The following is a 25,617-nucleotide window of genomic DNA, read 5'->3' as shown; positions in this document are numbered from 1 at the left end:
GTCTCTGTGGTGGTCTGCGGTGTCCTGCTGGCGGGCCCTGCTGCCGTGCGGTGGGTCAGCCGACGCGTCGACAGCACAGGAACAGCTGTTCCTCCGGCGGCAGCGTGGTGCTGGCCGGCGCGTACGGATGCCCCGAGCACTCCTCGACGGCGAAGCCCGCCGTGACGAGAACCCGCTCCAGATCCTCCCTCAGATACCCACTGATCCGCAGCTCTCTGCCAAGGAACGGAAGCGGAACGTGATCCAGATCCGCCTCGACCATACCGAGCGCCAGCAGTCCGCCCGGCCGGAGGAGTTCGCGCAGCCGCGCGAGCACGGTCGGGATCTCGTCCTGCGGCAGCAGGATCAGGGAGAAGAACGCGGTGACGGCGGCGAACCCGTCCTTGCCCAGCGGCCCCAGCCCGGGGGCGTTCCAGACCTGCCCGGCGCGCTCGGTGGCCAGATCGAACAGGTCGATCCGATGGAACTCCGGCGGGTGTTCGCCCGGGAACCGGGCCTGCCGGGCCAGCGAGAGCATCACGTCCGAGAGGTCTATCCCGGTCACCCGCAGCCCGCCCGCGACCAGCTGCCGGACCGTCGGGTCCCCGGTGCCGCAGCCCACGTCCAGCACCCGCGCGCCGGGTTCGAGCTCGGCCAGCAGCTGCCGTCCGCAGGCCAGCTGCCCGTCCTTGGCCGGGAACGCCTCGCCGTACCCGGCGCCGATGGTGTCGAAGGCGACGGCTTGCAGGGCACGCGCCGCCCGGCGCCGCCGCACGTCGGGCCCGTCGTCTCCCGCGTCCTCGTCGACGGGGAACGAGTCGGATATCTGTCCGGTCGTCACGATTGAGAGGCACCCTTCCACCCGTGGCCTCCGGCCGGCTGCACGCGGCCGCACGGGAGCGGGATGCCGTCCGCCCCGGCGCCCGTCCTGCCTCGCCGGCCCACACGTTGCCGGCAGACACTCGTGTGTGTACTGGCATCTGAGAATATGCGTGATCTCTGCGCCATGGGGTCCCTTTCCAGCCAACTCGTCATGCTTGGGCCGGTGTGGACGGGGTTGCGGAAGCACGACGGTGCGGGCGGGGGTGGTGCGCGCGGGCTCCGCGCGCCGCATGGCGCGCCGTGGTGGAACGGCTGACCTGCGGTTTCGCCGGGGCGAGGGCCGGCCGTCGGGCGTTTATCGAACGTCAATCGCCGGGGTGCAGAGTGGAGTCCAGCGCCGGGGAAGCGTTGAGGGCGCTCCCGCAGCCGGGGGGCTGCGGGGGCGCCGACGCGCACAACGGGGGTAGGGGCTCTGCCGGGGGGCGGAGACCTACGGCGCTGGGGAAGATGGGGGAGGCTCGGTGTGCTGTTGGGAGATGAGGTCCGCCACGGGGGAGGCCTCCGGCACACCGAGCCGCGTGAAGATCGCGTGCGCCTCGCGCAGGCAGGCGAGTCCGCGGGCCGGCTGGGCCAGGGCGAGCAGCGACTCGCCGAGGGTGGCGTTCGCGAGGCCCTGGCAGTAGGCGGAGTCCAGTTCCTGGGCGATCACGAGCGACTCGTCGGCCGCTTCGGCCGCCTCGGCGTGTTGTCCGGCGGCGAGCAGGGCGGAGGCCAGGCGGGCGAGGGTGTAGCCCTCCCAGAGCGGATTCTGCTGGGCCTGGAACAGCTGGTGAGCCTCTCGCAGGTAGCCCACCGCCGCCCTCGGCTCGTCGGTGGAGGCGAGCACCACACCGGTCTGGTACAGGGTGTCGGCGAGGCAGGGACCGTTCCTCGACGTCCGGGCCGTCGCCACCGCCTCGATGACCGAGCGGACAGCGGTCTCGGTGTCGCCCAGCTTGAGCTGTGCCCGCGCCATGTTGCCGAGCAGCCGGGCCTCGTTGATCGGAACGCGGACCACCCGGCTGATGCCGAGGGCCTGCTCGAAGAGCGGGATGGCTTCGGCGGGGCGGTTCGTCAGGCTGAGGATGATCCCCAGGTCGTTGCTCGCCGCCGACCGCAGGATCGTCATGTCGTCGGAGCGCTGGAGGGTCAGGCTCTTGCGGAGCGACTGTTCGGCGCCCTGGAAGTCATTGGTGATCGACTGCAGCGTGCCGAAGGCGAAGTGCACCCGGGCCAGGGCGGCAGCGTCTCCGTAGGCGGCGGCGTTGCGCTCGGCGGTCACCAGGAACCGGCGCATCCGCGAGCCGTGCGTGGGATCCCTGACCAGGCTGTTCAGGACGATCAGCAGGTCGACGGCCGGGCGCAGCACGAAGTCCGGTCCTCGCACGGCCGCCTCGACGGCGCTGAGCAGGAAGGTGATCTCCGTCCGCAGCCACTGCCGGGCGTCCCGGCTCGTCGGCAGATCCAGGCCTGACGAGCCCAGGGGGTTGAGCGGTTCCGGGAGCTGGTCGTCGGGCTCGATCACCTGGGCCGCGTTGCGGACGGTCGGGATCAGCAGGTCGAGCAGGCGCAGCACCGCCCGCTCCTGCTCCGTGGTGTCCCCGATCCGCTCGTTCTGCCGCTGGGCGTAGAGCCGGAGCAGGTCGTGGTAGCGGTAGCGGCCGGGGGTGAAGCACTCCAGCATGTTCGCCTCGACCAGCGCCTCGGCGAGGTCCTCGGCGGTGTACTCGTTCGCGCCGAGCAGCGCCGCGGCGGCGGGCAGCGGGATGTCCGGGGAGTCGATCAGGGCGAGCAGCCGAAAGGCACGGGCCTCGTCCGTCGAGAGCTGCCCGTAGCCGAGTCCGATGGTGGTCTCCACGGCGAGGTTGCCGAGCTGGAGTTCGTCCAGTCGCCGCCGCTGGTCGGCTAACCGTCTGGCCAGGTCGGAGACGCTCCAGCGCGGACGGCTGGCCAGCCGGGCGGCGGCGATGCGGACGGCGAGCGGCAGGAACCCGCAGGCGGTGACCACCTGCATGGCCGCCTCCGGTTCGGCGGCGACCCGCTGCTCGCCGACGATGGCCGAGAACAGCGCCAGCGCTTCGTTCGGGGTCAGCTCCTCGACGTCGAACAACTGTGCACCCGGGATGCCGGCCAGCCGGGAGCGGCTGGTGGCGAGCACGGCGCAGCCGGAGACGCCGGGGATCAGCGGTCGGATCTGCTCGGCGTCGCGCGCGTTGTCGAGCAGGATGAGCATCCGCCGGCTGGCGAGCAGCGACCGGTAGAGGGCGGCGCGCTGTTCGAGCGAGTCTGGGCTGTCGGTGACGCCGAGCGCGTGCAGGAAGTCGCCCAGGACGGCCACCGGGTCGGCCGGCGAGGTGCCGGCGCCGCGCAGGTCGACGTACAACTGCCCGTCCGGGAACTCGCCGCGGACGCGGTGGGCGACGTGGACGGCGAGGGTGGTCTTCCCGACCCCGCCGATACCGGCCAGCGAAGTCACCACCACGGCCTGGCCGGTGGCGTTCATCAGGACCGTCGAGAGGTCGCTCACCAGGTCGGTTCGGCCGCTGAAGTCCGATACGTCGGCCGGGAGTTGGGCGGGCGCCGGGGGAGCGGCCGGACCGTCCTCACGGCTCGCCGGGGTGGGTACGGCCGGGAGGGCGAGTGTCGGGTCCGCCGCCAGGATGCGGGCGTGCATCGCGGACAGGCCGGCTCCGGGTTCGACCCCGAGCTCCTCGATCAGCAGCTTGCGGGTGTCGGTGTAGACGCCGAGCGCCTCGGCCTGGCGCCCGCAGCGGTACAGCGCCAGCATCAGCAGCTCGCTCAGGCGCTCGCGCAGCGGGTGTTCGGCCGTCAGGCCGTTCAGCTCGCCGACGATCTCGGCGTGCAGGCCGATGTCGAGGGCGACGGCGCACAGCTCCTCGGCGGCGGCCACCTGCCGTTCGGCGAGCCGCAGCCGCTGGGTGTCGGCGTAGGGGCCGGGGATGCCGGTGAGCGGCCGGCCGCTGAACAGGTCCAGCGCCCGCGCCAGCAGCCGGTGCGCCTCGTGCTTGTCGCCCGAGGCCCGGGCGGACGCGGCCTCGGCGCAGAGCCGTTCGAAGACCGTCAGGTCGAGGGCCTCGCCGGGGATGCGCAGCGCGTAGCCGTCGGCGACCGAGATCAGCAGTTCGGAGGGCCGGCGCACCTCCCGCCGGGGCTCGATGACGGAGCGCAGGCGGGAGACGTAGGTGCGCAGTGCCGCCACCGCCTGGGCCGGGTGCCGCTCGCCCCAGAGTGCGTCGACCAGGTCCTGCGTGGTGACCGGGCGTCCGGAATGCAGCAGAAGGGTGGTCAGAACTGCCTGTTGCTGGGGAGATCCGAGGGAAAGGGGCTTGCCGTCGAGCCAGGCCTGGACCGGACCGAGGACTTGGAAGCGCAGCGCAGGGGTCTGCGGCGTCTCCCGAAACTCCATGAAAGTCCCCCGATGGCCTGTGGTGTCGATTCCGTGAAAGGGCGCTCGGCGGTCCGCCGTGGTGCTTCAGCTTAGGCGGACGCCCGACTCTGCCGGGCGGCAGCGCAAGCCGCGCGATGTTTATCGGACATTTAATCAACCCTACGATACTGTCCGCACGCCCGTGCCACGGAGGTCGGGCGAGACACATTTGATGACCGAAAGGCGGCCGCCCAATGGCCAACGACCAGAGCGAGACCCCGGTGGCTTCGGCGCCCGAGAACGCGGCGACGACGGATGTCCCGGCCGTCGCTGTGGAGGCGGGCGAGGCTGTCGAGGGCGCGGTGGCCGCGTCCTCGAACACGACCGAGTACACCGCGCCGTCCGACGCGCAGAAGGCGGCGATAGAGAACGACCTGTTCGGGGACGAGGCCGCGCACGTGGTGGAGCCCGTCGCGCCGGCCACGGCCGGGCCGGGCAAGCGGTACGAGCCGGAAGGCATGATCTCCGGCCACCCGTAAGCCGGTCCGGCCGAAGGCCCCGTGCCCCCCGTGTCCCGGTCCGGGCACGGGGGCGCTGTGGGTTTTGGGCGTGCTCCATTCGGCACCGGTGCCCGCCCGGTGGCCGAATCCCGCCCGTGATGCACTCATGGTGACCGGTGATATCCGTAACGTGCCCGACGGTGGGTGCGGGGCGTTCCGGAATTCCGGATTCACTCGGGGGGATTGCGGGTGGGAATGTTGCTGTTTGCGTGCTTTTTGCCGCAATTAGCGCGGAAGATCGTATTCGGCTGAATCGCGGGGCCCGGGAACGGGCGAGACCCGTCCGGGTTCGGCGGTCCATTCGCGGCCGCCGCCCTCGGGGCGCAGGTAGTGTTCCCCGCCGATGGTGTCCATGTAGATGCCGGTGCGTCCGGTCCTCCGGTCGAGGACGAGTTCACCCACGTGCGGCCGGTAGGCCGCGGAGTCGCGCTGACGGGTGCTCACCGCACTGCTCCTCGCTGTTCTGGTGCGGGTGCGGCGCCGGGTGGGGGCCGCGCCCTGGTCGCTGTCCGTGTGTGTGGTGCTCGGCGACTACCCAGCATCTCTAGAGAAGCTAATATCTCTAGAGATGTCAATGGTCGTATCGGCTTACCGTCGGCCGTGGGCGCGCCTACGATTTGTCCGAGGGAGAGGGAGCGGCGATGACCGGCAGCAGTGGCGACAAACAGCCCAAGTACCAACGGATCGCCGACACGCTGAAGGCGGCCATCGACGACGGCCGGTACCGCGCGGGTGACCGGCTGCCGGGCGAGAACGACCTCATGGACGAGTACGGCGTGGCCCGGATGACCGCCCGCCAGGCGCTCGGCGTGCTGCAGAGCGAGGGCATCGCCGAGGCGCGCCGGGGAGCGGGGGTCTTCGTCCGGGACTTCCGGCCGCTGCGCCGGCGCGGGATCCAGCGGCTGGCGCAGGGGCAGTGGGGCTCGGGCCGGTCCATATGGTCGGCGGACATCGACAACCGCCTGCTGGTGGTCGACCAGGTGTCCGTCACCGAACGGGGCGCGCCGGAGCACGTCGCCCGGGTGCTGGGAGTGGATCCGGGCGCGTCGATGTGCGTACGGCACCGCCGCTTCGTGCTGGACGGCAAGCCGGTGCTGCTGTCGACCTCCTACCTGCCGGCCGGCCTGGTCGCCGGTACGGCCATCACCCGCGAGGACACCGGCCCGGGCGGCACCTACGCCCGGCTGGCCGAGATCGGCGCGAAGCCCGTCCACTTCCGCGAGGAGGTCCGCTCCCGGATGCCCGGCGCGGACGAGGCCGCCCGCCTGGAGCTGTCGGCGGGCACCCCGGTCATCCTGATCTGCCGCACCGCCTTCGCCGACGACGGCCAGGTCGTCGAGCTCAACGAGATGATCCTCGACGCCGCCTCCTACGTCCTGGAGTACGACTTCGACGCGTGAGCACGCGCAACGCGGCCGCCCCGGTCGCGACGGACGCGGCCGGGGCGGTCGACGAACGCGGCGCGGCTACTCCTTGGAGCGGACCCGGAGGCTGGTGATCAGCGGGCCCTCGGTGGTCTCGCGGAAGAAGTCGTTGCCCTTGTCGTCGACCACGATGAAGGCCGGGAAGTCCTCGACCTCGATGCGCCAGACGGCCTCCATGCCGAGCTCGGCGTACTCCAGGACCTCGACCTTCTTGATGCAGTCCTGGGCGAGACGGGCGGCGGGGCCGCCGATGGAGCCGAGGTAGAAGCCGCCGTGGGCGGCGCAGGCGTCGGTGACCTGCTTGCTGCGGTTGCCCTTGGCGAGCATGACCATGGAGCCGCCGGCGGCCTGGAACTGGTCGACGTAGGAGTCCATCCGGCCGGCGGTGGTGGGGCCGAAGGAGCCGGAGGCGTAGCCCTCGGGGGTCTTGGCCGGGCCGGCGTAGTAGACGGGGTGGTCCTGGAGGTACTTGGGCATGCCCTCGCCGGCGTCCAGGCGCTCCTTGATCTTGGCGTGGGCGATGTCGCGGGCGACGACCAGGGTGCCGGTGAGCGAGAGCCGGGTCTTGACCGGGTACTTGGACAGCTCGGCGCGGATCGCGGACATCGGCTGGTCGAGGTCGACGCGCACGACGTCGTCGTCCAGGTGCTCGTCGGTGGTGTCCGGCAGGTACTTGGCCGGATCGGTCTCCAACTGCTCCAGGAAGACGCCCTCGGCGGTGATCTTGCCGAGCGCCTGGCGGTCGGCGGAGCAGGAGACGGCCATGGCGACCGGCAGCGAGGCGCCGTGGCGCGGCAGGCGGACGACCCGCACGTCGTGGCAGAAGTACTTGCCGCCGAACTGGGCGCCGATGCCGATCTTCTGGGTCAGCTCGGTGACCTTCGCCTCCAGCTCCAGGTCGCGGAAGCCGTGGCCGGTCTTGGCGTCGCCGGAGGTCGGCAGGTTGTCCAGGTAGTGCGCGGACGCGTACTTGGCGGTCTTGAGCGCGAACTCGGCGCTGGTGCCGCCGATCACGATCGCCAGGTGGTACGGCGGGCAGGCGGCGGTGCCGAGGGAGCGGATCTTCTGCTCCAGGAACGAGAGCATGCTCGCCTCGTTCAGGATGGCCTTGGTCTCCTGGTACAGGTAGGACTTGTTGGCGGAGCCGCCGCCCTTGGCCATGAAGAGGAACTTGTACGCGCCGCCGTCGGTGGCGTACAGCTCGATCTGGGCCGGCAGGTTGTTGCCGGTGTTCTTCTCGTCCCACATGGTCACCGGGGCCATCTGGGAGTAGCGCAGGTTGAGCTTGGTGTACGCGTCGAAGACGCCGCGCGCGATGGCCGACTCGTCGCCGCCCTCGGTGAGCACGTTCTGGCCGCGCTTGCCCATGACGATGGCGGTGCCGGTGTCCTGGCACATCGGCAGGATGCCGCCGGCCGAGATGTTGACGTTCTTCAGCAGGTCGAGCGCGACGAAGCGGTCGTTCGGGCTGGCCTCCGGGTCGTCCAGGATGCGGCGCAGCTGGGCGAGGTGGGCGGGGCGCAGGTAGTGCGAGATGTCGTGCATCGCCTCGGCGGTGAGCAGCCGCAGCGCCTCGGGCTCGACCTGGAGGAAGGTGCGACCGCCGGCCTCGAAGGTGGAGACACCCTCGGAGGTCAGCTTGCGGTACGGGGTCGGGTCAGCGCCCAGGGGGAGCAGGTCGCTGTACTCGAAGTCTGGCGTGGGAGCCATGGGGGCGGTCCTTAGGTTTCCAGTGGTCCGGCTGCGTCGGCGAAGCACCCTCAAGGGTAGGACCCGGCTCCGCGTCGCACGCGGACAGGGCAGCCTGCGTGACCGGGCTCACTCGGCCGCACGTACGAGCGACTAGTCTTGGGCCGTGGACAACTCGCCGTCGCAGGACGATCCGGGGCAGCCGTCCGTGCCGGCGCCCGTACCGATGACCAAGCCCGAGAGCCGGCCCGAGCCGCAGCCGCAACTCCGGCCGCTGCCGGAGCAGAAGACCCAGCCGTCGCACGCCCCGGTGGCGCAGGCGGAGATGCGGGTGTCGGACGCCGACCGCGAGCGGATCGCGGAGCTGCTGCGGGACGCCTACGCCGAGGGCCGGCTGGACGCGGACGAGCACGCGGACCGGATCGGGGCCGCGTACGCCGCCAAGACCTTCGGCGATCTGGTGCCGCTGACCAGGGACCTGCCGGGCCACCGGCCGCTGTCGTTCGAGAAGCCGCCGCTGGAGGCCCCGGCGCCGCGGGCGGTGACGCCGGCGCTGCCGCCCGCGCGCCAGGAGTCGCCGTCGATGGTGGCGATCTTCGGCGGCTCGTCCCGCAAGGGCCGCTGGCGGGTGGGGTCGCACCTGAAGGCGTTCGCGGCGTTCGGCGGGGTGGAGATCGACCTGACCGACGCCGTGTTCGAGTCGCCCGAGGTGGAGATCGAGGTGACGGCGCTGTTCGGCGGCGTCGAGATCCGGGTGCCGGAGAACGTGAGCCTGCACGGCGGCGGCGTCGGCATCTTCGGCGGATTCGACGTCAAGGAGCAGACGGCGGCGGACCCGTACGCGCCGGTGGTCCGGGTCAAGGGCGTCGCGGTGTTCGGCGGTTGCGAGGCCAAGCCGCGCCGGGGCAAGAAGCTCAAGGAGTGGGTGCGCAAGCAACTCGGCACCGAGTAGCCGGGGTTGGCGGGTCGAACGCCCGGTCGGGGATCAACTCCCGGCCGGGCGTTCCGCGTTGTCTCCGGTGCGCTCCGTAGTCGATTGCGTGCAGTGTGCATGAATCGCGGGCGGGCGGGGTAGTTCCTTCCGCACATCGCTTCTTGTACGGCTGCGCACCGGAGGCGGCCCAGCGGCCGACTCGGGGTTGGACAGCGGGGGCTCGCAGCCGGGCAGGGGAGCGAGCTTCCCCGTGTCCGAGAGTCTCGTCAGGAGTACGGCCGTGCTGCATCCGATCGAGTCCCGCACCACCTCGCCCGTCGCCGCCGCGCAGTTGCTGGAGCGCAGTCCGCAGCCGCACCCCCCGGGCGGCCAGGGCCCCCAGACCGCCGCCCAGGGCGCGTCCTCGGGCGAGGACAGCCCCTGGCACACCGGCGCGGCCTGCCGGCGGGACGAGGTGGGGCTGTTCTTCGCGCCCTCGAAGGAGCCGACGGCGGCCCGGCTGTCGCGCGAGGAGCAGGCGAAGCAGGTGTGCGCCCGGTGTCCGGTGCTGCTGGAGTGCCGCGAGCACGCGCTGGCGCAGCCGGAGCCGTACGGGGTCTGGGGTGGGCTGACGGCCGCCGAGCGCCGGGTGGTGCTGGCCCGTCGCCGCCGCCGGGAGTCGGAGCTGCGCGAGGCGACCCGGGTGGTCGCGGGGCAGCGGCGGATAGCGGGCTGACGGGGCTCCGGGTGTGCCCCGGGCCGGACGCGCCGCGGCCTCGGCGGAGGGGGATTCCGCCGAGGCCGCGGGTGCGGTCGCCCGGTGTCAGTTGGCGCGGTCGAAGTCGATCGCGCTGTAGGCCCGCAGCTTCGACAGCTTGTGGACGGAGTTGATCTCGCGGATCGTGCCGCTCTTGGAGCGCATCACCAGCGAGCTGGTGGTGGCGGTCTCCTGGCGGTAGTGCACGCCGCGCAGCAGCTCGCCGTCGGTGATGCCGGTGGCGACGAAGAACACGTTCTCGCCGCTGACCAGGTCGTCGGTGGTGAGCACCCGGTCCAGGTCGTGGCCGGCGTCGAGGGCCTTCTGCCGCTCGGCGTCGTCCTTGGGCCACAGCCGGCCCTGGATGACGCCGCCCATGCACTTCATGGCGCAGGCCGCGATGATGCCCTCTGGGGTGCCGCCGATGCCCATCAGCAGATCGACGCCGGTGCCCTCGCGGGCGGCCATGATGGCGCCGGCCACGTCGCCGTCGGAGATGAACTTGATCCGGGCGCCCGCTTCGCGGATCTCCCGGACCAGGCCGTCGTGGCGCGGGCGGTCGAGGACGACGACGGTGACGTCCTCGACGGCGCTGCCCTTGGCCTTGGCGACCCGGCGGATGTTGACGGCCGCGGGGGCGGTGATGTCGACGAACTCGGCGGCCTCGGGGCCGGCCACCAGCTTGTCCATGTAGAACACGGCGCTGGGGTCGAACATGGTGCCGCGGTCGGCGACGGCCAGGACGGCGACGGCGTTGTTCATGCCCTTGGCGGTGAGCGTGGTGCCGTCGACCGGGTCGACCGCGACGTCGCACTCGGCGCCGGTGCCGTCGCCGACCCGCTCGCCGTTGTAGAGCATCGGGGCTTCGTCCTTCTCGCCCTCCCCGATGACGACCACGCCGTTCATCGAGACGGTCGAGACGAGGGTGCGCATCGCCTTGACGGCGGCGCCGTCCGCGCCGTTCTTGTCGCCACGGCCGACCCACCGGCCGGCGGCCATCGCGGCCGCCTCGGTGACCCGGACGAGTTCGAGCGCGAGGTTCCGGTCCGGAGCCTCGGGCGCGACCTCCAGGGCGCTGGGAAGGTGGTTCGGGTACTGCGTGGTCATCGTCGTTACCTCTCTGTACGCGACGGCCAGTAAGCGCCCGACTACTGCCTGGTCGAACGCCGTGGTGAGGGTCCTGCGATCGTATCTGCCTATGAGATGACTGTCTGTGGCGCGGGTCGCCACCCGGCGCCCGACCAGGTCGGTTCGTCCCGCTTCACCCGTACGCGGGCACCCCGGGTGGCCGTACCGCCGTAGGGATGAGTCACCATGTGGGGGTGGCTGGAGAGAGCAAACGCATGAGGGGCCGGGAGACCGTACGGGACATGGTCCTGTCGATGCTGGCGGTCGGCGCCGTGGTCTGGATCGGGTACCTGTTCCTTCCGCACGACGCGAACAGCGACCCGGTGCACGTGGTCGAGTACAAGGTGGCGGCGGCCTCCGCGAAGCGCGGCGCGCCGTACCCGCTGCTCTCCCCGGACGGGCTGTCCGACCAGTGGCGGGCCACCTCGGTCGGCTACCAGCCGGCCGCGATCAGCAAGGGCAAGGGCAACGCCTGGCACCTGGGCTTCGTCACGCCGTCCGGCCAGTACGCGGCGGTCGAGCAGAGCGACGTCCCCCGCGACGCGCTGCTGGCCGACAAGATCGCGGGCGGCAAGCCGGACGGCACCTCGGAGGTCGCCGGGCGCACCTGGGAGCGGGTGCAGGGCGAGAAGTCCCGCGCCCTGACCGTGCAGACCGGTGACGCGACCACCGTGCTCACCGGCACCGCCTCCTACGAGGAACTGGCCGAGCTGGCCCAGGCGCTCAAGTAGCCCGTGCCCCCCGGGTCACCCCCGGGGGGAACGGCCCCGTACGCCCCCGCGAACGCCCCGCGGACGCGCCCGTACGACCCCGAACGCCCCCGTGCGCATACGGAGAGGGCCCGCACCGGACGAACCGGTGCGGGCCCTCGCGCGTGCGGCGGATCAGACCGTGGTGACGACCTGGTCGTACTCCAGGCGCGGCGAGCGCGGGAACCACGCGTCGTCGCCCGGCTTGCCGATGTTGACCACGGCCAGCACCGAGTGCTCGCCGTCGCCGAAGAACTCCTTGTTGATGCCCTCGGCGTCGTAGCCGGTCATCGGGCCGGCGGCCAGGCCGGCGGCGCGCACGCCGATGATGAAGTAGGCGGCCTGCAGCGCGCCGTTCAGCGAGGCGGAGCGCTCGCGGACGGTGCGCTCGGAGAAGAACACGTCCTTGGCCTGCGGGAAGTGCGGGAACTGGGTCGGCAGCTCCTCGTGGAACTCGTTGTCCGCGGCGAGGATGGCGACCAGCGGGGCGGTGCTGGTCTTGGCCTTGTTGCCGTCCGCCAGGTGCTGGACGAGGCGCTCGCGGCCCTCGGTCGAGCGGACCAGGACGACGCGCAGCGGCTGCTGGTTGAAGGCGGTCGGGCCGTACTTGACCAGCTCGTAGATGGCCTGGACCTGCTCCTCGGTCACCGGCTCGTCGGTGAAGGTGTTCGCGGTGCGGGCCTCGCGGAACAGCAGGTCCTGAGCGGCGGCGTCGAGTACCAGGGCGTCGGTGGTCATGCTTGTCTGCACCTCATGCGGGAGGGGGTTCGTCGGATTGACCGGCCGTGGCCGGTCAGACCATCTCAACATGGATGAAGTTTCAACGATTCCCCGGCCTACTGTGAGCCGCGTCACTGCCCGCCCGCGGCCCCGTCCTCCTCGGCGGCCAGCGCCGCGTCCAGCCGGGCCCGGGCGCCGTCCAGCCAGCGCTGGCACACCTTCGCCAGCTGCTCGCCGCGCTCCCACAGCGCCAGCGACTCCTCCAGCGACGTCCCGCCGTTCTCCAGCTGCCGGACCACCTCCAGCAGCGCGTCCCGGGCGTGCTCGTAGCCCAGCGCGTCGTCCGGGGTCGGTGCCGCCGCGTCCTGCTGCTCCTGCTGCTCTGCCATGCGTGCCAGCGTAGGGGCTGGAGCCGACAGAGCCCGCGCAGCACCGACACAACGGCCGTGGCGGGGTGAAAGCGGCAGGGCGAAGGCGGCGGGCGAAGGCAGCGGTGGAGGCAGCGGCGAAATCGGATGCAACCGGCCGGCCGGCGGCGCTACCCTCCGCCGCATGATCACGGTCCGACCCGCCGCCCCGGCCGACGCCTCCGAGCTCGTCCGGCTGCGCAACCTGATGTTCGAGGCGATGCCCAGCATGGCCGGCCTGACCGGGCCGGGGCCCTGGCAGGCCACCGCCGAGCGGATACTGCGCGAGCGCCTCGCCGCCCCGGCCGGGGAACTGACCATGCCGTCCTTCGTGGTGGACGATCCGCGGCGGCCCGGCCGGCTCGCCGCCTGCGCGGTCGGCACGCTGGAGCACCGGCTGCCCGCGCCGGGAAACCCGGACGGCCGGTTCGGCTTCGTCTTCAACATCTGCACCGACCCCGGCCACCGGCTGCGCGGCTACGCCCGGGCCTGCACCGAGGCGCTGCTGGACTGGTTCGACGACCAGCGGGTCGGCCGGATCGACCTGCACGCCAGCAGTGGCGGCGAGGCGCTCTACCGCAGCCTCGGCTTCGGCGAGCACTCCCGCGCACTCTCCCGGCAGCGCTCCTACGAGGCCTGACCGTCGTCCACCGTGACGCCGGGCGTTCCTACGAGCCCTGGCCGTCCGCCACCGCGACGCCGGGCGTTCCTACGAGCCCTGGCCGTCCGCCACCGCGACGTCGAAGGCCCCGCCCGCGACCCGGGCGCGCAGCCCCTCGCCGGCCGTGACCTGCGCCGGGTCGGTCACCACCGTGCCGTCCGTCCGCTGGAGCACCGCGTAGCCGCGCTCCAGGGTGGCCGCCGGGGACAGCGCGACCACCCGGGCGAGGGTGTGCCCGAGGTCGCTCTGCGCGTGGTCCAGCCGGTGCCGCAGGGTGCGCCGGGCCCGCTCCAGCAGCGCGGTGACCTCCTGGCCGCGCCCGTCCAGCATCCGGTGCGGAGCGGCCAGCGCGGGGCGGCTGCGCACGCCGTCCAGCCCGTGCTGCTCGCGCTCGACCCGGCCGAGGACGTGCCGCCGGGCACGGTCCCGCAGCAGGCGGACCTTGGCCAGCTCCTCGCCGACGTCCGGAACCACCCGTTTGGCGGCGTCGGTCGGGGTGGAGGCGCGCAGGTCGGCGACGAAGTCCAGCAGCGGCTGGTCCGGCTCGTGGCCGATCGCGCTGACCACCGGCGTACGGGCGTCCGCGACCAGCCGCACCAGCCCCTCGTCCGAGAACGGCAGCAGGTCCTCGACGCTGCCACCGCCGCGGGCCACGATGATCACGTCCACCTCGGGGTGCTCGTCCAGCTCCCGGACGGCCGCGCTCACCCGCTCCACCGCGCTGACCCCCTGCACCGGGACGTTGCGCACCTCGAAGCGGACGGCCGGCCAGCGCCGTCGGGCGTTCTCCAGCACGTCCCGCTCGGCCGCCGAGCCGCGCCCGGTGACCAGCCCCACGCACTGCGGCAGGAACGGCAGCGGCCGCTTGCGCTCGGCCGCGAACAGGCCCTCCCCGGCGAGCCGCCGCTTCAGCTGCTCCAGCCGGGCCAGCAGCTCGCCCAGCCCGACCGGCCGGATCTCCGAGGCCCGCAGCGACAGCTGCCCGCGCGCCGCGTACCACTCCGGCTTGGCGTGCACGACGACCCGCGCGCCCTCCTGCACCACCTCCGCGACCTGGTCGAACACCGAGCGGAAGCAGGTCACCGTGAGCGACACGTCCGCCTGCGGGTCGCGCAGGGTCAGGAACACCACGCCCGCCCCCGGCCGGCGGCTGAGCTGGGTGATCTGCCCCTCCACCCAGACCGCGCCGAGCCGGTCGATCCAGCCACCGATCAGCGCGGAGACCTTGCCGACCGGGATCGGGGCTTCGGGGGAGCTGGTGTTGGCCATGCGTACGAGGTTAGGGCCTGTCCGGGGAGCTGGTGTCGGCCGTGTACGCGAGGCTAGCGGCGCCCGCCGACAGGGCCGCCCGGAGCGGGGGAGCCCTGGACGCCCAGCACCACCAGCCCGACCGCCAGCCAGATCAGCCCGACGAGCTGCGCGGTCGTCGAGGCCTCGTAGACCACCGCCGCGATCACCACGATCCCCAGGGCCGGGACGAGCAGGTGCCGCACCCGGTCCCGGGAGCCGTGCCGCACCGTGTACCAGCCGATCACCGAGGCGTGCAGCAGCGCGAAGGCGGTCAGCGCGCCGACGTTGGCCACCGAGGTCAGCTGGTCCAGCCCGTCGTCCCGGTCGGCCGCCCAGACCGCCGCGGCCATCGTGATCACCGCGGCCGCCAGCAGCGCCCGGCGCGGCACCGCGGTGGCCGGGTCGACCGTGCCGAGGACGCGCGGCAGCCGCCCCTCCCGGCCCATCGCGTAGACCAGCCGCCCGGCCGCCGCCTGCCCGGCCAGCGCCGCGAAGGCCGCGCCGATCGCCTTGCTGGCCGCCACCAGGACGTGCAGCCAGTGCCCGACCCCGCTCTCCACCGTGTCGTAGAAGGCCGAGCCCTGCGCCGCCGGGTCGGCCGCCAGCTGCTGCGGGCCCAGGGGTTCCAGCAGTGCCGCCAGGTAGGTCTGGGCGACGAACAGCACCCCGGCCAGTGCCAGGCACCAGAGCACGGCCCGGGCCACCGCCGCCGAGGCGCCGACCGCCTCCTCGACGAAGGTGGCGATCGCGTCGAAGCCCAGGTAGGAGAGCACCGCGACGGACACGGCCGAGATCACCGCGGTCAGCGAGAAGGCGCCGACGGCGGTGAACGGGGTGTCCCAGCCGCGCCGGGCGCCGCCCTGGAGCAGCGCCACCACGGCCGCGGCGACGAACACCGCCAGCACCGCGATCTCCAGGGCGAGCACCGCGAAACCGACCACGGCCGCCGTCCGTACGCCGATCAGGTTGAGCGCGGTGGTCAGCACCACCGCGAGCGCCGTCCAGACCCAGCGGGAGACCCCGGGCACCAGCGAGTTCAGCGCGATCCCGGAGAACAGGTAGGCGACCGCCGGGATCAGCAGGTAGTCGAGCATCGCCATCCAGCCGGCGATGAACCCGGGCCCCTCGCCCAGCCCGGCCCGCGCGTAGGCGAAAACCGAGCCGGTCTGCGGCACCGCGCGCACCATCTGGGCGTACGAGAAGGCGGTGAAGCCCATCGCGACGGTCGCGGCCAGGTAGACGGTGGCGACGGCGCCGTGGCTCCTGGCGTCCAGGACGCCGAACACGCCGACCGGCGCCATCGGGGCGATGAACAGCAGGCCGTAGACCATCAGGTCGCGGACGCTCAGGCTGCGGCGCAGGCCGCCCGGTTCCGTTTGCCCGTTCGCAGAGCTCATAGACACCACATTTGAGCACCGGCGACCGGGTCTGTCCGGAAAGCGCCTCCCGTCGGCGCGGCTCGGCGCCGCCCGTACGATGGAGCCATGTCCAACACCGCGCCGCGCCGTGTCCTGCTCGCCGCCCCCCGGGGCTACTGCGCGGGTGTAGACCGCGCCGTGATCGCCGTGGAGAAGGCCCTGGAGCAGTACGGGGCGCCCATCTACGTCCGCAAGCAGATCGTCCACAACAAGTACGTGGTGCAGACCCTGGAGAAGAAGGGCGCGATCTTCGTCGACGAGACGGAGGAGGTGCCCGAGGGCTCGATCGTGGTCTTCTCCGCGCACGGCGTCGCGCCGTCCGTCCACGACGAGGCGAAGGCCGGCCGGCTGGCCACCATCGACGCCACCTGCCCGCTGGTCACCAAGGTGCACAAGGAGGCCGTGCGCTTCGCCGACGAGGGCTTCGACATCCTGCTGGTGGGCCACGAGGGCCACGAGGAGGTCGTCGGGACGATGGGCGAGGCCCCGGACCGGATCCACCTGGTGGACGGTGCCGAGGACGTCGCCAACGTGCGGGTCCGGGACGAGTCCAGGGTCGTCTGGCTGTCCCAGACCACCCTGTCGGTGGACGAGACCATGGCCACCGTCGGCGAGCTGAAGAAGCGCTTCCCGGCGCTGGTCAGCCCGCCCAGCGACGACATCTGCTACGCCACCCAGAACCGCCAGGTCGCGGTCAAGCAGATGGCCCCCGAGACCGACCTGCTGATCGTGGTCGGCTCCAAGAACTCCTCCAACTCCGTCCGCCTGGTCGAGGTCGGCCTGGAGTACGGCGCCAAGGCCGCCCACCTGGTGGACTTCGCCGAGGAGCTCCAGGAGGCCTGGCTGGAGGGCGTCGGCACGGTCGGCCTGACCAGCGGCGCCTCCGTCCCGGAGATCCTGGTCGAGGGCGTGCTGGAGTGGCTGGCCGCGCGCGGCTACGACACGGTCGAGACGGTCAAGACCGCCGAGGAGCACCTGACCTTCTCGCTGCCCAAGGAGCTGCGCCGCGACCTGCGCGCCGAGGCGGCGGGCAAGCTGTAGGGCCGGTCCCGGGACCGCTCCCGGGTCCTTTCGCGCAGAGCCCGGCACCCCCTCGGGGTTGCCGGGTTTTCTGCTGTGCGTCCACCCGTGCCCTCTCGTAGTTTTGTGCACAGGCTGTGGACAAGCGGTCCGCGGCCCCGGCGGAGGGTGGACGTGATGGCGGCGGTATTCGGCGTGGACATCGGCGGTTCGGGCATCAAGGGCGCCCCGGTCGACCTCGCCCGGGGCGTGCTGGCCCAGGAGCGGTACAAGGTGCTCACCCCGCAGCCGTCCGCCCCCGAGGCCGTGGTCGGCGCCGTCCGCGAGGTGGTCCGCCAGTTCGACCACCAGGGCCCGGTCGGGCTCACCTTCCCCGGCGTGGTGGTCGGCGGCCGGACCAGAACCGCCGCCAACGTGGACAAGGGCTGGATCGGCCTGGACGCCGCGGGCCTGTTCCGCGAGGCGCTCGACCTGCCCGCGACCGTGCTCAACGACGCCGACGCGGCCGGGCTCGCCGAGACCGTGCACGGCGCCGGGCGCGACCAGTCGGGCGTGGTGCTGGTGCTCACCTTCGGCACCGGCATCGGCAGCGCGCTCTTCGTGGACGGCGTGCTGGTGCCCAACACCGAGCTGGGCCACCTGGAACTGCGCGGCAAGGACGCCGAGCGCCGGGCCTCCTCGGCCGCCAAGGAACGGCACGGGCTGACCTGGGAGCAGTGGGCCGGGCGGGTCGACGAGTACCTGGACCTGGTCGAGATGCTGTTCTCGCCGCAGCTGGTCGTGATCGGCGGCGGGGTGAGCCGCAAGCACGAGAAGTTCCTGCCGCTGCTGCGGGAGCGGGAGGCGCGGGTGGTGCCGGCCGAGCTGCGCAACGACGCGGGCATCGTCGGCGCCGCCATGGCGGCGGCCCGGGCGGCGGGCTGAGGCCGCCCGCCCGAGGCACCGCTCAGCGGGAGCGCTGGATCCGGCGCTGGGCCACGAACCGGGCGAGCACGATCAGCGCGGCCAGCCCGGTGCCGGAGAACAGCCAGCCGGCCCGCAGCGCCAGCCCGGTCGCCAGCGCCACCACCTGGGCGGTGACGCCCGAGGAGGTGACCGGCCCGAGCAGCAGCAGCGCCAGCGCGAAGGCGATCGGCCCGCTGATCGGTGCGGCCAGCAGGTCGACGTAGCGCACCCGGACGGCCAGCTGGAAGCAGACGGCCAGGTAGCCGAGGCCGAACAGCCAGCCGAGGCCGTCGAACAGCAGCCGGTCCAGGCCCGCGACGGCGAGGGTCGCCAGCACGGCGGCCACGCCCGTGCCGATGGCGGTCAGCCGGGTCGGCCGTCCGGTCCGGCGCCGCCCGTACAGCGGGGCCTCGGCGCGTCCGCGCAGCGGCAGCCGCAACCGCAGCCTGGGGGTGGCCGGGCGGGCGGTGGTGGCGGCGGGCGGCCCGGCTACCGGGCGTAGCCGGGCGGCGGGGGCGGCGGCGGGGGCTCCGGCGGTCTCGGGAGCCCGGCCGGGCCCGGGGACGGCGGCCCCGGCCGCGCCGTTCGGCGGTCGGCGTCTGGGCCCTGGCGGCTGGGTACGGATGCTCTGCTCCACCCGCCCAACGTACGGTCCGATCATCGCCACACTGTGTAATGGACCGTTCAGGTCTTGCCCCGTGTCTCCTGGCGGAGGGCTGATGTGATCGTCGTTCAGCGGCCTGACCTGTCCGGCCCAGCCGCCCGGGCGGCCGGCCGGAGTTCCTGGAGCCCCTCCCGGCGGCGACCGGGGCGTGAGGCGCTGCCCGTAGACTTGGGGGTCGGCCCGCACGGGGCCGACCCAACTCCTCCAAGCCCACGGGACTGCGCTTCATGTCGCTCACGATCGGAATCGTCGGCCTGCCGAACGTCGGCAAGTCGACCCTGTTCAACGCCCTGACCAAGAACGACGTGCTGGCGGCCAACTACCCGTTCGCCACCATCGAGCCGAACGTCGGCGTCGTCGGCGTCCCGGACACGCGGCTGGCCAAGCTCGCCGAGATCTTCGGCTCCCAGCGGATCCTCCCGGCCACCGTCGACTTCGTCGACATCGCCGGCATCGTGCGCGGCGCCAGCGAGGGCGAGGGACTGGGCAACAAGTTCCTCGCCAACATCCGCGAGTCGGACGCGATCTGCCAGGTCGTGCGCGCCTTCACCGACCCGGACGTGGTGCACGTGGACGGCAAGGTGTCGCCCAAGGACGACATCGAGACCATCCACACCGAGCTGATCCTGGCCGACCTCCAGACCGTCGAGAAGGTCCTGCCGCGGCTCCAGAAGGAGGCGCGCCTGAAGAAGGAGACCGCCCCCGTGCTGGCCGCCGCCGAGGCCGCGCAGGCGGTCCTGGAGACCGGCAAGACCCTCTTCGAGGCCGGCTTCGACACCACCCCGATCCGCGACCTCCACCTGCTGACCGCGAAGCCCTTCCTCTACGTCTTCAACGTGGACGAGGCCGAGCTGGCCGACGAGGACTTCAAGAACGTCCAGCGCGAGCTGGTCGCCCCGGCCGAGGCGATCTTCCTCAACGCCAAGATCGAGTCCGAGCTGATCGAGCTCGACGACGCCGAGGCCCTGGAGCTGCTCCAGTCGATGGGCCAGGAGGAGCCCGGCCTCGCCACCCTCGCCCGGGTCGGCTTCGACACCCTCGGCCTGCAGACCTACCTCACCGCAGGCCCCAAGGAGACCCGCGCCTGGACCATCAAGAAGGGCGCCACCGCCCCCGAGGCCGCCGGAGTCATCCACACCGACTTCCAGAAGGGCTTCATCAAGGCCGAGGTGATCTCCTTCGCCGACCTGGTCGAGACCGGCTCCATCGCCGAGGCCCGCTCCAAGGGCAAGGCCCGCATCGAGGGCAAGGAATACATCATGCAGGACGGCGACGTGGTGGAGTTCCGCTTCAACGTGTAGCCGTCTGCTTGCCGCGAGTTGACCGGTTGGTCGAATGTGCGGACCGGAAGGGGCCGGGCTCTGTCGAGCCCGCCCCCTTCCGTGTCACCGTGCGGCTGCGCAGCAGGTAGGCGGTCTCCTTGAGGGGCTGGTGGTCCTCCAGTGAGACTGTGACCACCGGTTCGTGTCCGGCGCGAGTGATCACGATCTCCTCGCGGTCGTCCGTGACCGCGTTCAGTACCTCGGCGTAGTGCGCGCGGGAGTCCGAGTAGGTCGTCGTCTTCATGGCTCGACTCCTACGTCTGACTCGTGCGGTGACAAGGGTGACCGGGTCGCCGCCCCGGTCAGGGGCGGACGGTGACGGTCAGGGTGCCGTCCGGTGCGGTGGTCACGGTGACGTCGTCGAGGGTGTCGGCGTGGGCGTCCGGCCGGTGGGCGGCGGCGCGGGGGCCGATGCCGACGACGCGGATGCCGGCGGCGCGGGCGGCCGTGATGCCGGCGTCGGAGTCCTCGAAGGCGAGGCAGTCGGCGGGGGCGAAGCCGAGGGCGGCGGCGCCCTTGAGGAAGCCCTCCGGGTCGGGCTTGCTGGCGCCGACGGACTCGGCGGTCACCAGGACGGGCGGCATCGGCAGGCCGGCGGCGCCCATCCGGACCCGGGCGAGCGGTTCGTCGGCGGAGGTGACCAGGGCGTGCGGCAGGCCGTCCAGGGCGGCGAGGAAGGCGCCGGCGCCGGGGATCGGGACGACGCCGTCGGTGTCGGCGCGCTCGGCGGCGAGCATCCGCCGGTTGTCGGCGAGGTTGAGTTCCACCGGGCGGTCGGGCAGCAGTTCGGCCATCGTCGCGTGGCCCTGGCGGCCGTGGGCGACGGCCAGCACGGCGACGGGGTCGAGTCCGTGCTGCTCGGCCCAGCGGTGCCAGCAGCGCTCCACCACGGCGTCGGAGTTGACCAGGGTGCCGTCCATGTCCAGGAGGAGGGCGCGAGCGGTCAGCTGGAGGGGTGTGGCGGGCATGGGGCTGCTCCTCGGGCAAGGAAGGACGAGCTCTTTGTTCCCTGATGATACAAAAGATCAGCCGAGCAGGTGGGCGTTGACCGCGCGGGCCGCCTCGGCGAGCTCCGGCAGCTCCACCACCTCGACCCCGGCCGCCGCCAGCAGGGCCGTGCCCTGGCAGTCGGTGACGAACAGGTCCGGCTCGCGCCAGGCCACCACCACCCGCGGCACGCCCGCCGCGATCAGCAGCCGGGCGCACGGCGCCGGCCGCGAGGCGCGCTGTCCGCACGGTTCGAGCGAGCTGTAGACGGTCGCCCCGCGCAGCCGCGGGTCGCCGGTCGGCAGCTTGCCGAGGGCCGCCTCCTCGGCGTGGTCGTGCGCGTCGCCCTCCCGGCTGTAGCCCTCCGCCAGCACCTCGCCGTCGGCGCCGACGATCACCGCGCCGACCGAGAAGGCCGTCGCGGACGGCGGGCAGCGGCGGGAGAGTTCGACGGCCCGGCGCAGGTGGTCGAGGTCGGCGGTCACGGGACGGGCTCCGGTCACGGGGCGGGCTCCTTCGGGGCGTACCTGAGCAGGACGACGTCGTCCACCGTACGTGCCTCCAGCAGGCGCATCCGCCGGGCCGGGCCGCCCGGGAACGCGGCCGGGCGGACGAACCGCGGCGCCTCGGCCTGGCCGACCAGTAGCGGGGCGACCGCCAGCTGGAGCTCGTCCGCCAGGCCCTGGGCCAGGAACTGGGTGTGCACGCCGCCGCCGCCCTCGACCATCAGCCGGCGCACCCCGCGCGCGCCCAGGTCGTCCAGCACCGCGCCGAGGTCCACCGCGCCGCCGAGCGCGACCACCTCGGCCAGCCCGTCCAGGCGGGGCCGCAGCACGGTCGCGCCGGCGTCCGTGGTGTAGGCGAGCCGGGCGCCGCCGGTGTGCCAGAAGCGCAGGTCGGCGTCGAGCGCGCCGCTCGCGCTGAGCGTCACCTTCAGCGGGTACTCGGCGCGGCCGTCCGCGAGCCGGGCGGCCCGGCGTGCGGGGTCGTTGACCAGCAGGCGCGGATTGTCGGCGCGCAGCGTGTTGCCGCCGACCAGGACGGCGTCGGCGGCCGCGCGTTCGGCGTCGACCCGGTCGAAGTCGGCCCGGTTGGAGAGCAGCAGGCGGTCGGGGGAGGCGTCGTCGAGGTGGCCGTCGAGGGACATCGCGGCGCTCAGCAGGACGAAGGGGCGCTGGCCGGGCATGGGCGGGGGGACCGTTCTCTCGGGTGCGCCCCACGGTACGGCCGCCGGGGGTGGCGCGGTCGCGGGGTGATCGACAGGTGAGACGAATCTTCTCGGAATGCGGAACGTCCACTAGCGTCGAAGGCGTCGCGGAAACCGACCACTCCCCAGGGGGACACCATGACCGGACAGCAGCCCGCCACCGTCTACACCCACGGCTACCAGGAGGCCGTGCTGCGCTCGCACCGCTCCCGGACGGCGGCCGACTCGGCCGCCTACCTGCTGCCCGAACTGCGCCCCGGGCAGGCGCTGCTGGACATCGGCTGCGGGCCCGGCACGATCACCGCCGACCTGGCCGAGCTGGTCGGCCCGGGCGGTCGCGTGGTGGCAGTGGACACCTCCGCCGAGGTGCTGGAGCAGGCCGCCGCGTACGTGGCCGGCCGGGGCCTGTCCAACGTCGTGTTCGAGGTCGCCGATGTCCACGAACTGCCCTATCGAGAGGGCGAGTTCGACGTGGTGCACGCTCACCAGGTGTTGCAGCACGTGGCCGACCCGGTGGCCGCGCTGCGCGAGATGCGCCGGGTCGCGGCGCCGGGCGGTGTGGTCGCGGCCCGGGACGTCGACTACGCGTCGATGACCTGGTTCCCCGAGGCGCCCGCGCTGGACCGCTGGCTGGAGCTGTACGAGCGGATCGCCCGCGCCAACGGCGGTGAGCCGGACGCCGGGCGGCGGCTGCTGTCCTGGGCGCGGGCGGCGGGCTTCACCGACATCGCCGCGACCGCCACCACCTGGACGTACGCGACGCCCGAGCAGCGCGCCTGGTGGGGCGGGATGTGGGCGGACCGGGTGACCGGCTCCGCCATCGGCCGGACGGCGGTGGAGCGGGGCTTCGCGGACCAGGCCGAACTGGCGCGCATCGCGGCCGGCTGGCAGGAGTGGAGCGCCGCCGGGGACGGCTGGTTCTCCATGCTGCACGGCGAGATCCTGGCGCGCGGCTGACCGGGGGCCGGGCCGGCGACGGGCCGAGGGCGAGGCCGGGCGGCGGGATGGGCGGCGGGGCGGGCGAAACGGTCGCGCGGGCGTTCGGAAAGATCGGGTAAAGTCGCGCGTCCGCTCGTACCGGGGCCGTTCGGGCCCGTCCGGCCCGTTGCTGGAGGGGGCGAGCCGACGAGTCGAGCTGCCGAGTCGATGCCCGTACCGGCGGGCCGGGGGAGTCCACGTGTCCAAGCCTGCGTCCGAACCGCCCGCGCCGGGGCCGGAGTCGCCTGCGGCCGATCCCCGCACACCGGCCCACGAGGCCGCGCCGGCGAAGCGGGCCGAGCGGGCGGGGCAGTCGGAGCGGGCGGACCAGCCGGAGCAGCAGGCGCAGGCCGGGCAGCCCGAGCCGGTCACGGTACCCGGACAGCCCGGCCCCGCCGCCCCGTCCGCGCCCGCCCCGCCCGTGCCGCCCCTCCCGCCCGCGCCCGCCAACCCGTGGGCCGCGCCCCTGCCGTCGCAGTCCCGGTCGCAGGCCCCGCCGCAGCCCCCGCCCCCGCCGCTGCCCGCCGGCGGCTGGGCGTCGGTGCCGCCCGCCGCGCAGTCCGGCCTCCAGCCCGGCTTCCCCTACCCCCGGCCCGCCCCCGTCACCAACGGCTTCGCGGTCGCCGCCCTGGTGACCGGCCTGGTCGTGGCGGCGCCGGTGGCCCTGGTGTTCGGCATCATCGCGCTGGTCCAGATCAACCGCCGCAAGGAGCGCGGCTTCGGCATGGCGGTGACCGGGCTGGTGCTCGGCGTGGTCGGCACGGTGCTGCTGTCGCTCGTCGTGTCCGGTTCGACCTTCGAGTCCCCCGATGGCGGCCGGTTCGGCCAGTCCACGAAGGCTCCGGCCGGGTCCGTCCCGTGGGCCGCGCTGAAGTCCGGGGACTGCTACAACACCCCCGACAACGGCAGCCGGGCCGACCCCGAGGGCGGCGACGAGACGCTCTACTGGGTCCGCCGGGTGCCGTGCTCGGTCCCGCACCACGGCGAGGTGGCCGGCACCGCCCGGATCCCGGCGGGCGACGGCCCGTCCTACCCGGGCGAGGCGACGGTCCGCCTGCGGGCCGCCGAACTGTGCCGCACGGTGCTCGACGACTACGCCCTCGACCAGTGGGCGATCCCGGACGGCATGGACGACGTCTACCTCTACCCGACCCGGGGCAACTGGAGGTCCGGTGACCGCTACGTCACCTGCGCGTTCGAGGACCGCGACGGCGAGCACCTGGGGACGGTCCGCACCGACCGGGGCAGCCTGAACCCCGCCCAGCTGGCCTACCTGGAGGCCGTCCGGGGCTTCAACGACGCCTACGCGGAGCAGCCGAGCAAGGGCTTCGCGGACGCGTCGTCCGAGTACCGGACCTGGGCCCGGCGGATGTCCACCGCCTCCCACGCGGAGGCCGCGGCGCTGAACAAGGCGTCGGCGGCGTGGCCGGCCGAGGTCAAGCCGGCGGTCCGCAAGCTGGCCGCGGCCCAGGAGGCGGCCGCCACCGCCTGGGACGCGGCGGCCTCCGGCGACGACCTGGAGGGCGACGTCCGGCGGGCCCGGGCGCTGGTGACCAAGTCGGTGCCGCTCAGCATCGAGATCCGGCGCGGGCTCGGCCTGTCCACCGGCGAGCAGGTGCCCGACCTCCAGGTCTGAGCTGCCGACGGGTCCGGGCCGCCGGGCGCGGCCGGGTTACCCGCCGTTAACCGCACCCGTACCTGCCGGTAGCGAGCCGCCCGTAGCGTCGTGGGGGCGGATCCCCGGCCCGACCCCCACGCAGGCCGGGGATACGCTCCCCGCCATGAGCGCCTTTCGGGTGATGCGGCAGGACGACAACGGCAACCGCTTCCTGGTCGCGGCCGGGCTCGACCGCGTCGCGGCGGAGCGGCTGGCGGTCGAGTTCGAGGCCCGCGGCCACAAGCAGCTGTACTGGGTCGAGGCCGAGGCCGCCGCTGCGGACGGCGCGGGGCCGGACAGGACCTAAGGTCGGGCCCATGGACAAGGCGAGCGAGAACCCCGTCGAGCCCCGGATCGTCGTCGGCGGCGCCCTTATCCACGGGGGCCGGGTGCTCGCCGCCCGGCGCAGCGCGCCCGCGGCGGTGGCTGGGCGCTGGGAGTTCCCGGGCGGGAAGGTCGAACCCGGCGAGACCGAGGCGCAGGCGCTGGAGCGGGAGCTGCTGGAGGAGCTGGGCGTCCGGGCGCGGGCGCTGGAGCGGCTGCCGGGCGCGTGGAGCGTCCGGCCGGGTCTGGAGCTGCGCTTCTGGGCGGCCGAGCTGCTGGCCGGCGACCCCCGTCCACTGGAGGACCACGACGAGCTGCGCTGGCTCGGCCCGGCCGAGCTGGACAGCGTCGACTGGATCGAGCACGACCGCGACGTCCTGCCGCACGTCGCCCGGTTGCTCCATGCATAGGGCGGCCTGAGCCGGTGTGCGACGCGCGGGGTACGGGGTAGGTCAATCAGACAAGACGACCCGGCGGCCGGGATAGCCTGGGTTCTGCTGGGTATGTCACTTTTCGGCACTATTCGTCACCATCGGTGAGCCGTCCCAGCCGGCGACGCCGATCCCGAC

Annotated in this window: 25 protein-coding genes and 1 pseudogene; 13 read left to right on the top strand and 13 right to left on the bottom strand. The window is 73.2% G+C overall.

Features of this window, described 5'->3' with window-relative positions:
- Window positions 1–55: 55 nt before the first annotated feature.
- Together AC07BF_RS13135 and AC07BF_RS13130 are read right to left on the bottom strand one after the other, a co-directional pair.
- Window positions 56–820 carry a class I SAM-dependent methyltransferase gene (locus AC07BF_RS13135; protein ID WP_363585449.1) on the bottom strand — a complete coding sequence of 255 codons (765 nt, stop codon included), beginning with the start codon at window positions 818–820 and terminating at the stop codon, window positions 56–58.
- A gap of 471 nt (window positions 821–1,291) precedes the next feature.
- Window positions 1,292–4,267 (bottom strand): AfsR/SARP family transcriptional regulator, encoded by a 2,976-nt coding sequence (locus tag AC07BF_RS13130; protein WP_400989223.1) that lies wholly within the window; start codon window positions 4,265–4,267, stop codon window positions 1,292–1,294.
- A 215-nt stretch (window positions 4,268–4,482) separates the two neighbouring features.
- Here AC07BF_RS13130 and AC07BF_RS13125 point away from each other — a divergent pair, with 215 nt between their 5' ends.
- Window positions 4,483–4,767 (top strand): hypothetical protein, encoded by a 285-nt coding sequence (locus tag AC07BF_RS13125; protein WP_478333365.1) that lies wholly within the window; start codon window positions 4,483–4,485, stop codon window positions 4,765–4,767.
- A 246-nt stretch (window positions 4,768–5,013) separates the two neighbouring features.
- Here AC07BF_RS13125 and AC07BF_RS13120 read toward each other — a convergent pair whose 3' ends face one another.
- Window positions 5,014–5,232, bottom strand: coding sequence for a hypothetical protein (locus AC07BF_RS13120; protein WP_350879954.1), 219 nt, complete (start codon window positions 5,230–5,232; stop codon window positions 5,014–5,016).
- A 197-nt stretch (window positions 5,233–5,429) separates the two neighbouring features.
- Here AC07BF_RS13120 and AC07BF_RS13115 point away from each other — a divergent pair, with 197 nt between their 5' ends.
- Window positions 5,430–6,188 carry a GntR family transcriptional regulator gene (locus AC07BF_RS13115; protein WP_363585445.1) on the top strand — a complete coding sequence of 253 codons (759 nt, stop codon included), beginning with the start codon at window positions 5,430–5,432 and terminating at the stop codon, window positions 6,186–6,188.
- A gap of 66 nt (window positions 6,189–6,254) precedes the next feature.
- Here the strand turns inward: AC07BF_RS13115 and AC07BF_RS13110 are convergent, their stop codons facing one another.
- On the bottom strand, window positions 6,255–7,922 hold the full coding sequence (locus tag AC07BF_RS13110; protein WP_063347981.1) for a fumarate hydratase: 1,668 nt from the start codon (window positions 7,920–7,922) through the stop codon (window positions 6,255–6,257).
- A gap of 205 nt (window positions 7,923–8,127) precedes the next feature.
- Between AC07BF_RS13110 and AC07BF_RS13105 the strand changes: the two genes are divergently transcribed.
- Window positions 8,128–8,853 carry a DUF1707 SHOCT-like domain-containing protein gene (locus AC07BF_RS13105; RefSeq protein ID WP_400809888.1) on the top strand — a complete coding sequence of 242 codons (726 nt, stop codon included), beginning with the start codon at window positions 8,128–8,130 and terminating at the stop codon, window positions 8,851–8,853.
- 313 nt (window positions 8,854–9,166) lie between these two features.
- Window positions 9,167–9,550, top strand: a complete 384-nt coding sequence (locus AC07BF_RS13100) for a WhiB family transcriptional regulator (RefSeq protein WP_371522692.1) — start codon at window positions 9,167–9,169, stop codon at window positions 9,548–9,550.
- Window positions 9,551–9,637: 87 nt separating this feature from the next.
- Here the strand turns inward: AC07BF_RS13100 and glpX are convergent, their stop codons facing one another.
- Complete coding sequence (gene glpX / locus AC07BF_RS13095) at window positions 9,638–10,678, bottom strand: class II fructose-bisphosphatase (RefSeq protein WP_063347979.1); 1,041 nt, start codon at window positions 10,676–10,678, stop codon at window positions 9,638–9,640.
- Window positions 10,679–10,875: 197 nt separating this feature from the next.
- Here glpX and AC07BF_RS13090 point away from each other — a divergent pair, with 197 nt between their 5' ends.
- Entirely contained in the window at window positions 10,876–11,430 is a 555-nt protein-coding gene (locus AC07BF_RS13090; protein ID WP_363629574.1) for a DUF4245 domain-containing protein, read from the top strand.
- A 153-nt stretch (window positions 11,431–11,583) separates the two neighbouring features.
- Here AC07BF_RS13090 and AC07BF_RS13085 read toward each other — a convergent pair whose 3' ends face one another.
- Both AC07BF_RS13085 and AC07BF_RS13080 read right to left on the bottom strand, forming a co-directional pair.
- On the bottom strand, window positions 11,584–12,186 hold the full coding sequence (locus AC07BF_RS13085; protein WP_363585443.1) for a malonic semialdehyde reductase: 603 nt from the start codon (window positions 12,184–12,186) through the stop codon (window positions 11,584–11,586).
- A gap of 113 nt (window positions 12,187–12,299) precedes the next feature.
- The gene (locus AC07BF_RS13080; protein ID WP_363585442.1) at window positions 12,300–12,557 is read right to left on the bottom strand and encodes an exodeoxyribonuclease VII small subunit; all 258 of its coding nucleotides are present in this window, start codon (window positions 12,555–12,557) and stop codon (window positions 12,300–12,302) included.
- 163 nt (window positions 12,558–12,720) lie between these two features.
- Between AC07BF_RS13080 and AC07BF_RS13075 the strand changes: the two genes are divergently transcribed.
- Window positions 12,721–13,215 carry a GNAT family N-acetyltransferase gene (locus tag AC07BF_RS13075; RefSeq protein ID WP_363585441.1) on the top strand — a complete coding sequence of 165 codons (495 nt, stop codon included), beginning with the start codon at window positions 12,721–12,723 and terminating at the stop codon, window positions 13,213–13,215.
- 69 nt (window positions 13,216–13,284) lie between these two features.
- Here the strand turns inward: AC07BF_RS13075 and xseA are convergent, their stop codons facing one another.
- Together xseA and AC07BF_RS13065 are read right to left on the bottom strand one after the other, a co-directional pair.
- A complete protein-coding gene (gene xseA, locus AC07BF_RS13070; RefSeq protein WP_363629572.1) occupies window positions 13,285–14,505 on the bottom strand; it encodes an exodeoxyribonuclease VII large subunit in 1,221 nt (406 codons plus the stop codon).
- Window positions 14,506–14,558: 53 nt separating this feature from the next.
- Window positions 14,559–15,923, bottom strand: a complete 1,365-nt coding sequence (locus AC07BF_RS13065; RefSeq protein ID WP_478333364.1) for an APC family permease — start codon at window positions 15,921–15,923, stop codon at window positions 14,559–14,561.
- An 87-nt stretch (window positions 15,924–16,010) separates the two neighbouring features.
- On the opposite strand from AC07BF_RS13065, the gene AC07BF_RS13060 reads away from it, so the two are divergent.
- Both AC07BF_RS13060 and ppgK read left to right on the top strand, forming a co-directional pair.
- Window positions 16,011–16,985, top strand: a complete 975-nt coding sequence (locus AC07BF_RS13060) for a 4-hydroxy-3-methylbut-2-enyl diphosphate reductase (RefSeq protein ID WP_363585438.1) — start codon at window positions 16,011–16,013, stop codon at window positions 16,983–16,985.
- A 156-nt stretch (window positions 16,986–17,141) separates the two neighbouring features.
- Entirely contained in the window at window positions 17,142–17,888 is a 747-nt protein-coding gene (ppgK, locus tag AC07BF_RS13055; RefSeq protein WP_400809815.1) for a polyphosphate--glucose phosphotransferase, read from the top strand.
- Window positions 17,889–17,910: 22 nt separating this feature from the next.
- Here ppgK and AC07BF_RS13050 read toward each other — a convergent pair whose 3' ends face one another.
- Window positions 17,911–18,546, bottom strand: coding sequence for a DUF6542 domain-containing protein (locus tag AC07BF_RS13050; protein ID WP_363621372.1), 636 nt, complete (start codon window positions 18,544–18,546; stop codon window positions 17,911–17,913).
- Between the two features lie 254 nt (window positions 18,547–18,800).
- Between AC07BF_RS13050 and ychF the strand changes: the two genes are divergently transcribed.
- On the top strand, window positions 18,801–19,874 hold the full coding sequence (ychF, locus tag AC07BF_RS13045; protein ID WP_363621373.1) for a redox-regulated ATPase YchF: 1,074 nt from the start codon (window positions 18,801–18,803) through the stop codon (window positions 19,872–19,874).
- Here the strand turns inward: ychF and AC07BF_RS13040 are convergent.
- The 3 genes and pseudogenes from AC07BF_RS13040 to AC07BF_RS13030 form a co-directional block, all read right to left on the bottom strand.
- Window positions 19,864–20,139 carry a type II toxin-antitoxin system Phd/YefM family antitoxin gene (locus tag AC07BF_RS13040; protein ID WP_478333363.1) on the bottom strand — a complete coding sequence of 92 codons (276 nt, stop codon included), beginning with the start codon at window positions 20,137–20,139 and terminating at the stop codon, window positions 19,864–19,866. The genes ychF and AC07BF_RS13040 overlap by 11 nt on opposite strands.
- 58 nt (window positions 20,140–20,197) lie before the next feature.
- Entirely contained in the window at window positions 20,198–20,863 is a 666-nt protein-coding gene (locus AC07BF_RS13035; protein WP_363629566.1) for an HAD-IA family hydrolase, read from the bottom strand.
- Window positions 20,864–20,920: 57 nt separating this feature from the next.
- Window positions 20,921–22,068 (bottom strand): annotated as a pseudogene (locus tag AC07BF_RS13030) (dihydrofolate reductase family protein).
- Window positions 22,069–22,227: 159 nt separating this feature from the next.
- Here AC07BF_RS13030 and AC07BF_RS13025 point away from each other — a divergent pair.
- The 4 genes from AC07BF_RS13025 (at window position 22,228) to AC07BF_RS13010 (ending at window position 25,458) form a co-directional block, all read left to right on the top strand.
- Window positions 22,228–23,046: a methyltransferase domain-containing protein gene (locus tag AC07BF_RS13025; RefSeq protein WP_363621405.1), complete on the top strand. Its 819-nt coding sequence runs from the start codon at window positions 22,228–22,230 to the stop codon at window positions 23,044–23,046.
- A gap of 220 nt (window positions 23,047–23,266) precedes the next feature.
- On the top strand, window positions 23,267–24,703 hold the full coding sequence (locus AC07BF_RS13020) for a DUF4190 domain-containing protein (RefSeq protein WP_400988989.1): 1,437 nt from the start codon (window positions 23,267–23,269) through the stop codon (window positions 24,701–24,703).
- Window positions 24,704–24,848: 145 nt separating this feature from the next.
- Window positions 24,849–25,031 carry an SPOR domain-containing protein gene (locus AC07BF_RS13015; RefSeq protein WP_363585430.1) on the top strand — a complete coding sequence of 61 codons (183 nt, stop codon included), beginning with the start codon at window positions 24,849–24,851 and terminating at the stop codon, window positions 25,029–25,031.
- Between the two features lie 10 nt (window positions 25,032–25,041).
- Window positions 25,042–25,458, top strand: coding sequence for an NUDIX domain-containing protein (locus AC07BF_RS13010; RefSeq protein ID WP_400988991.1), 417 nt, complete (start codon window positions 25,042–25,044; stop codon window positions 25,456–25,458).
- The last annotated feature ends 159 nt before the right edge of the window (window positions 25,459–25,617 follow it).

The organism is Kitasatospora sp. NPDC043950 (genome assembly GCF_056435345.1).
The sequence above is the reverse complement of the archived record's forward strand: the minus strand, read 5'-3'. Positions and strand labels throughout refer to the sequence as shown.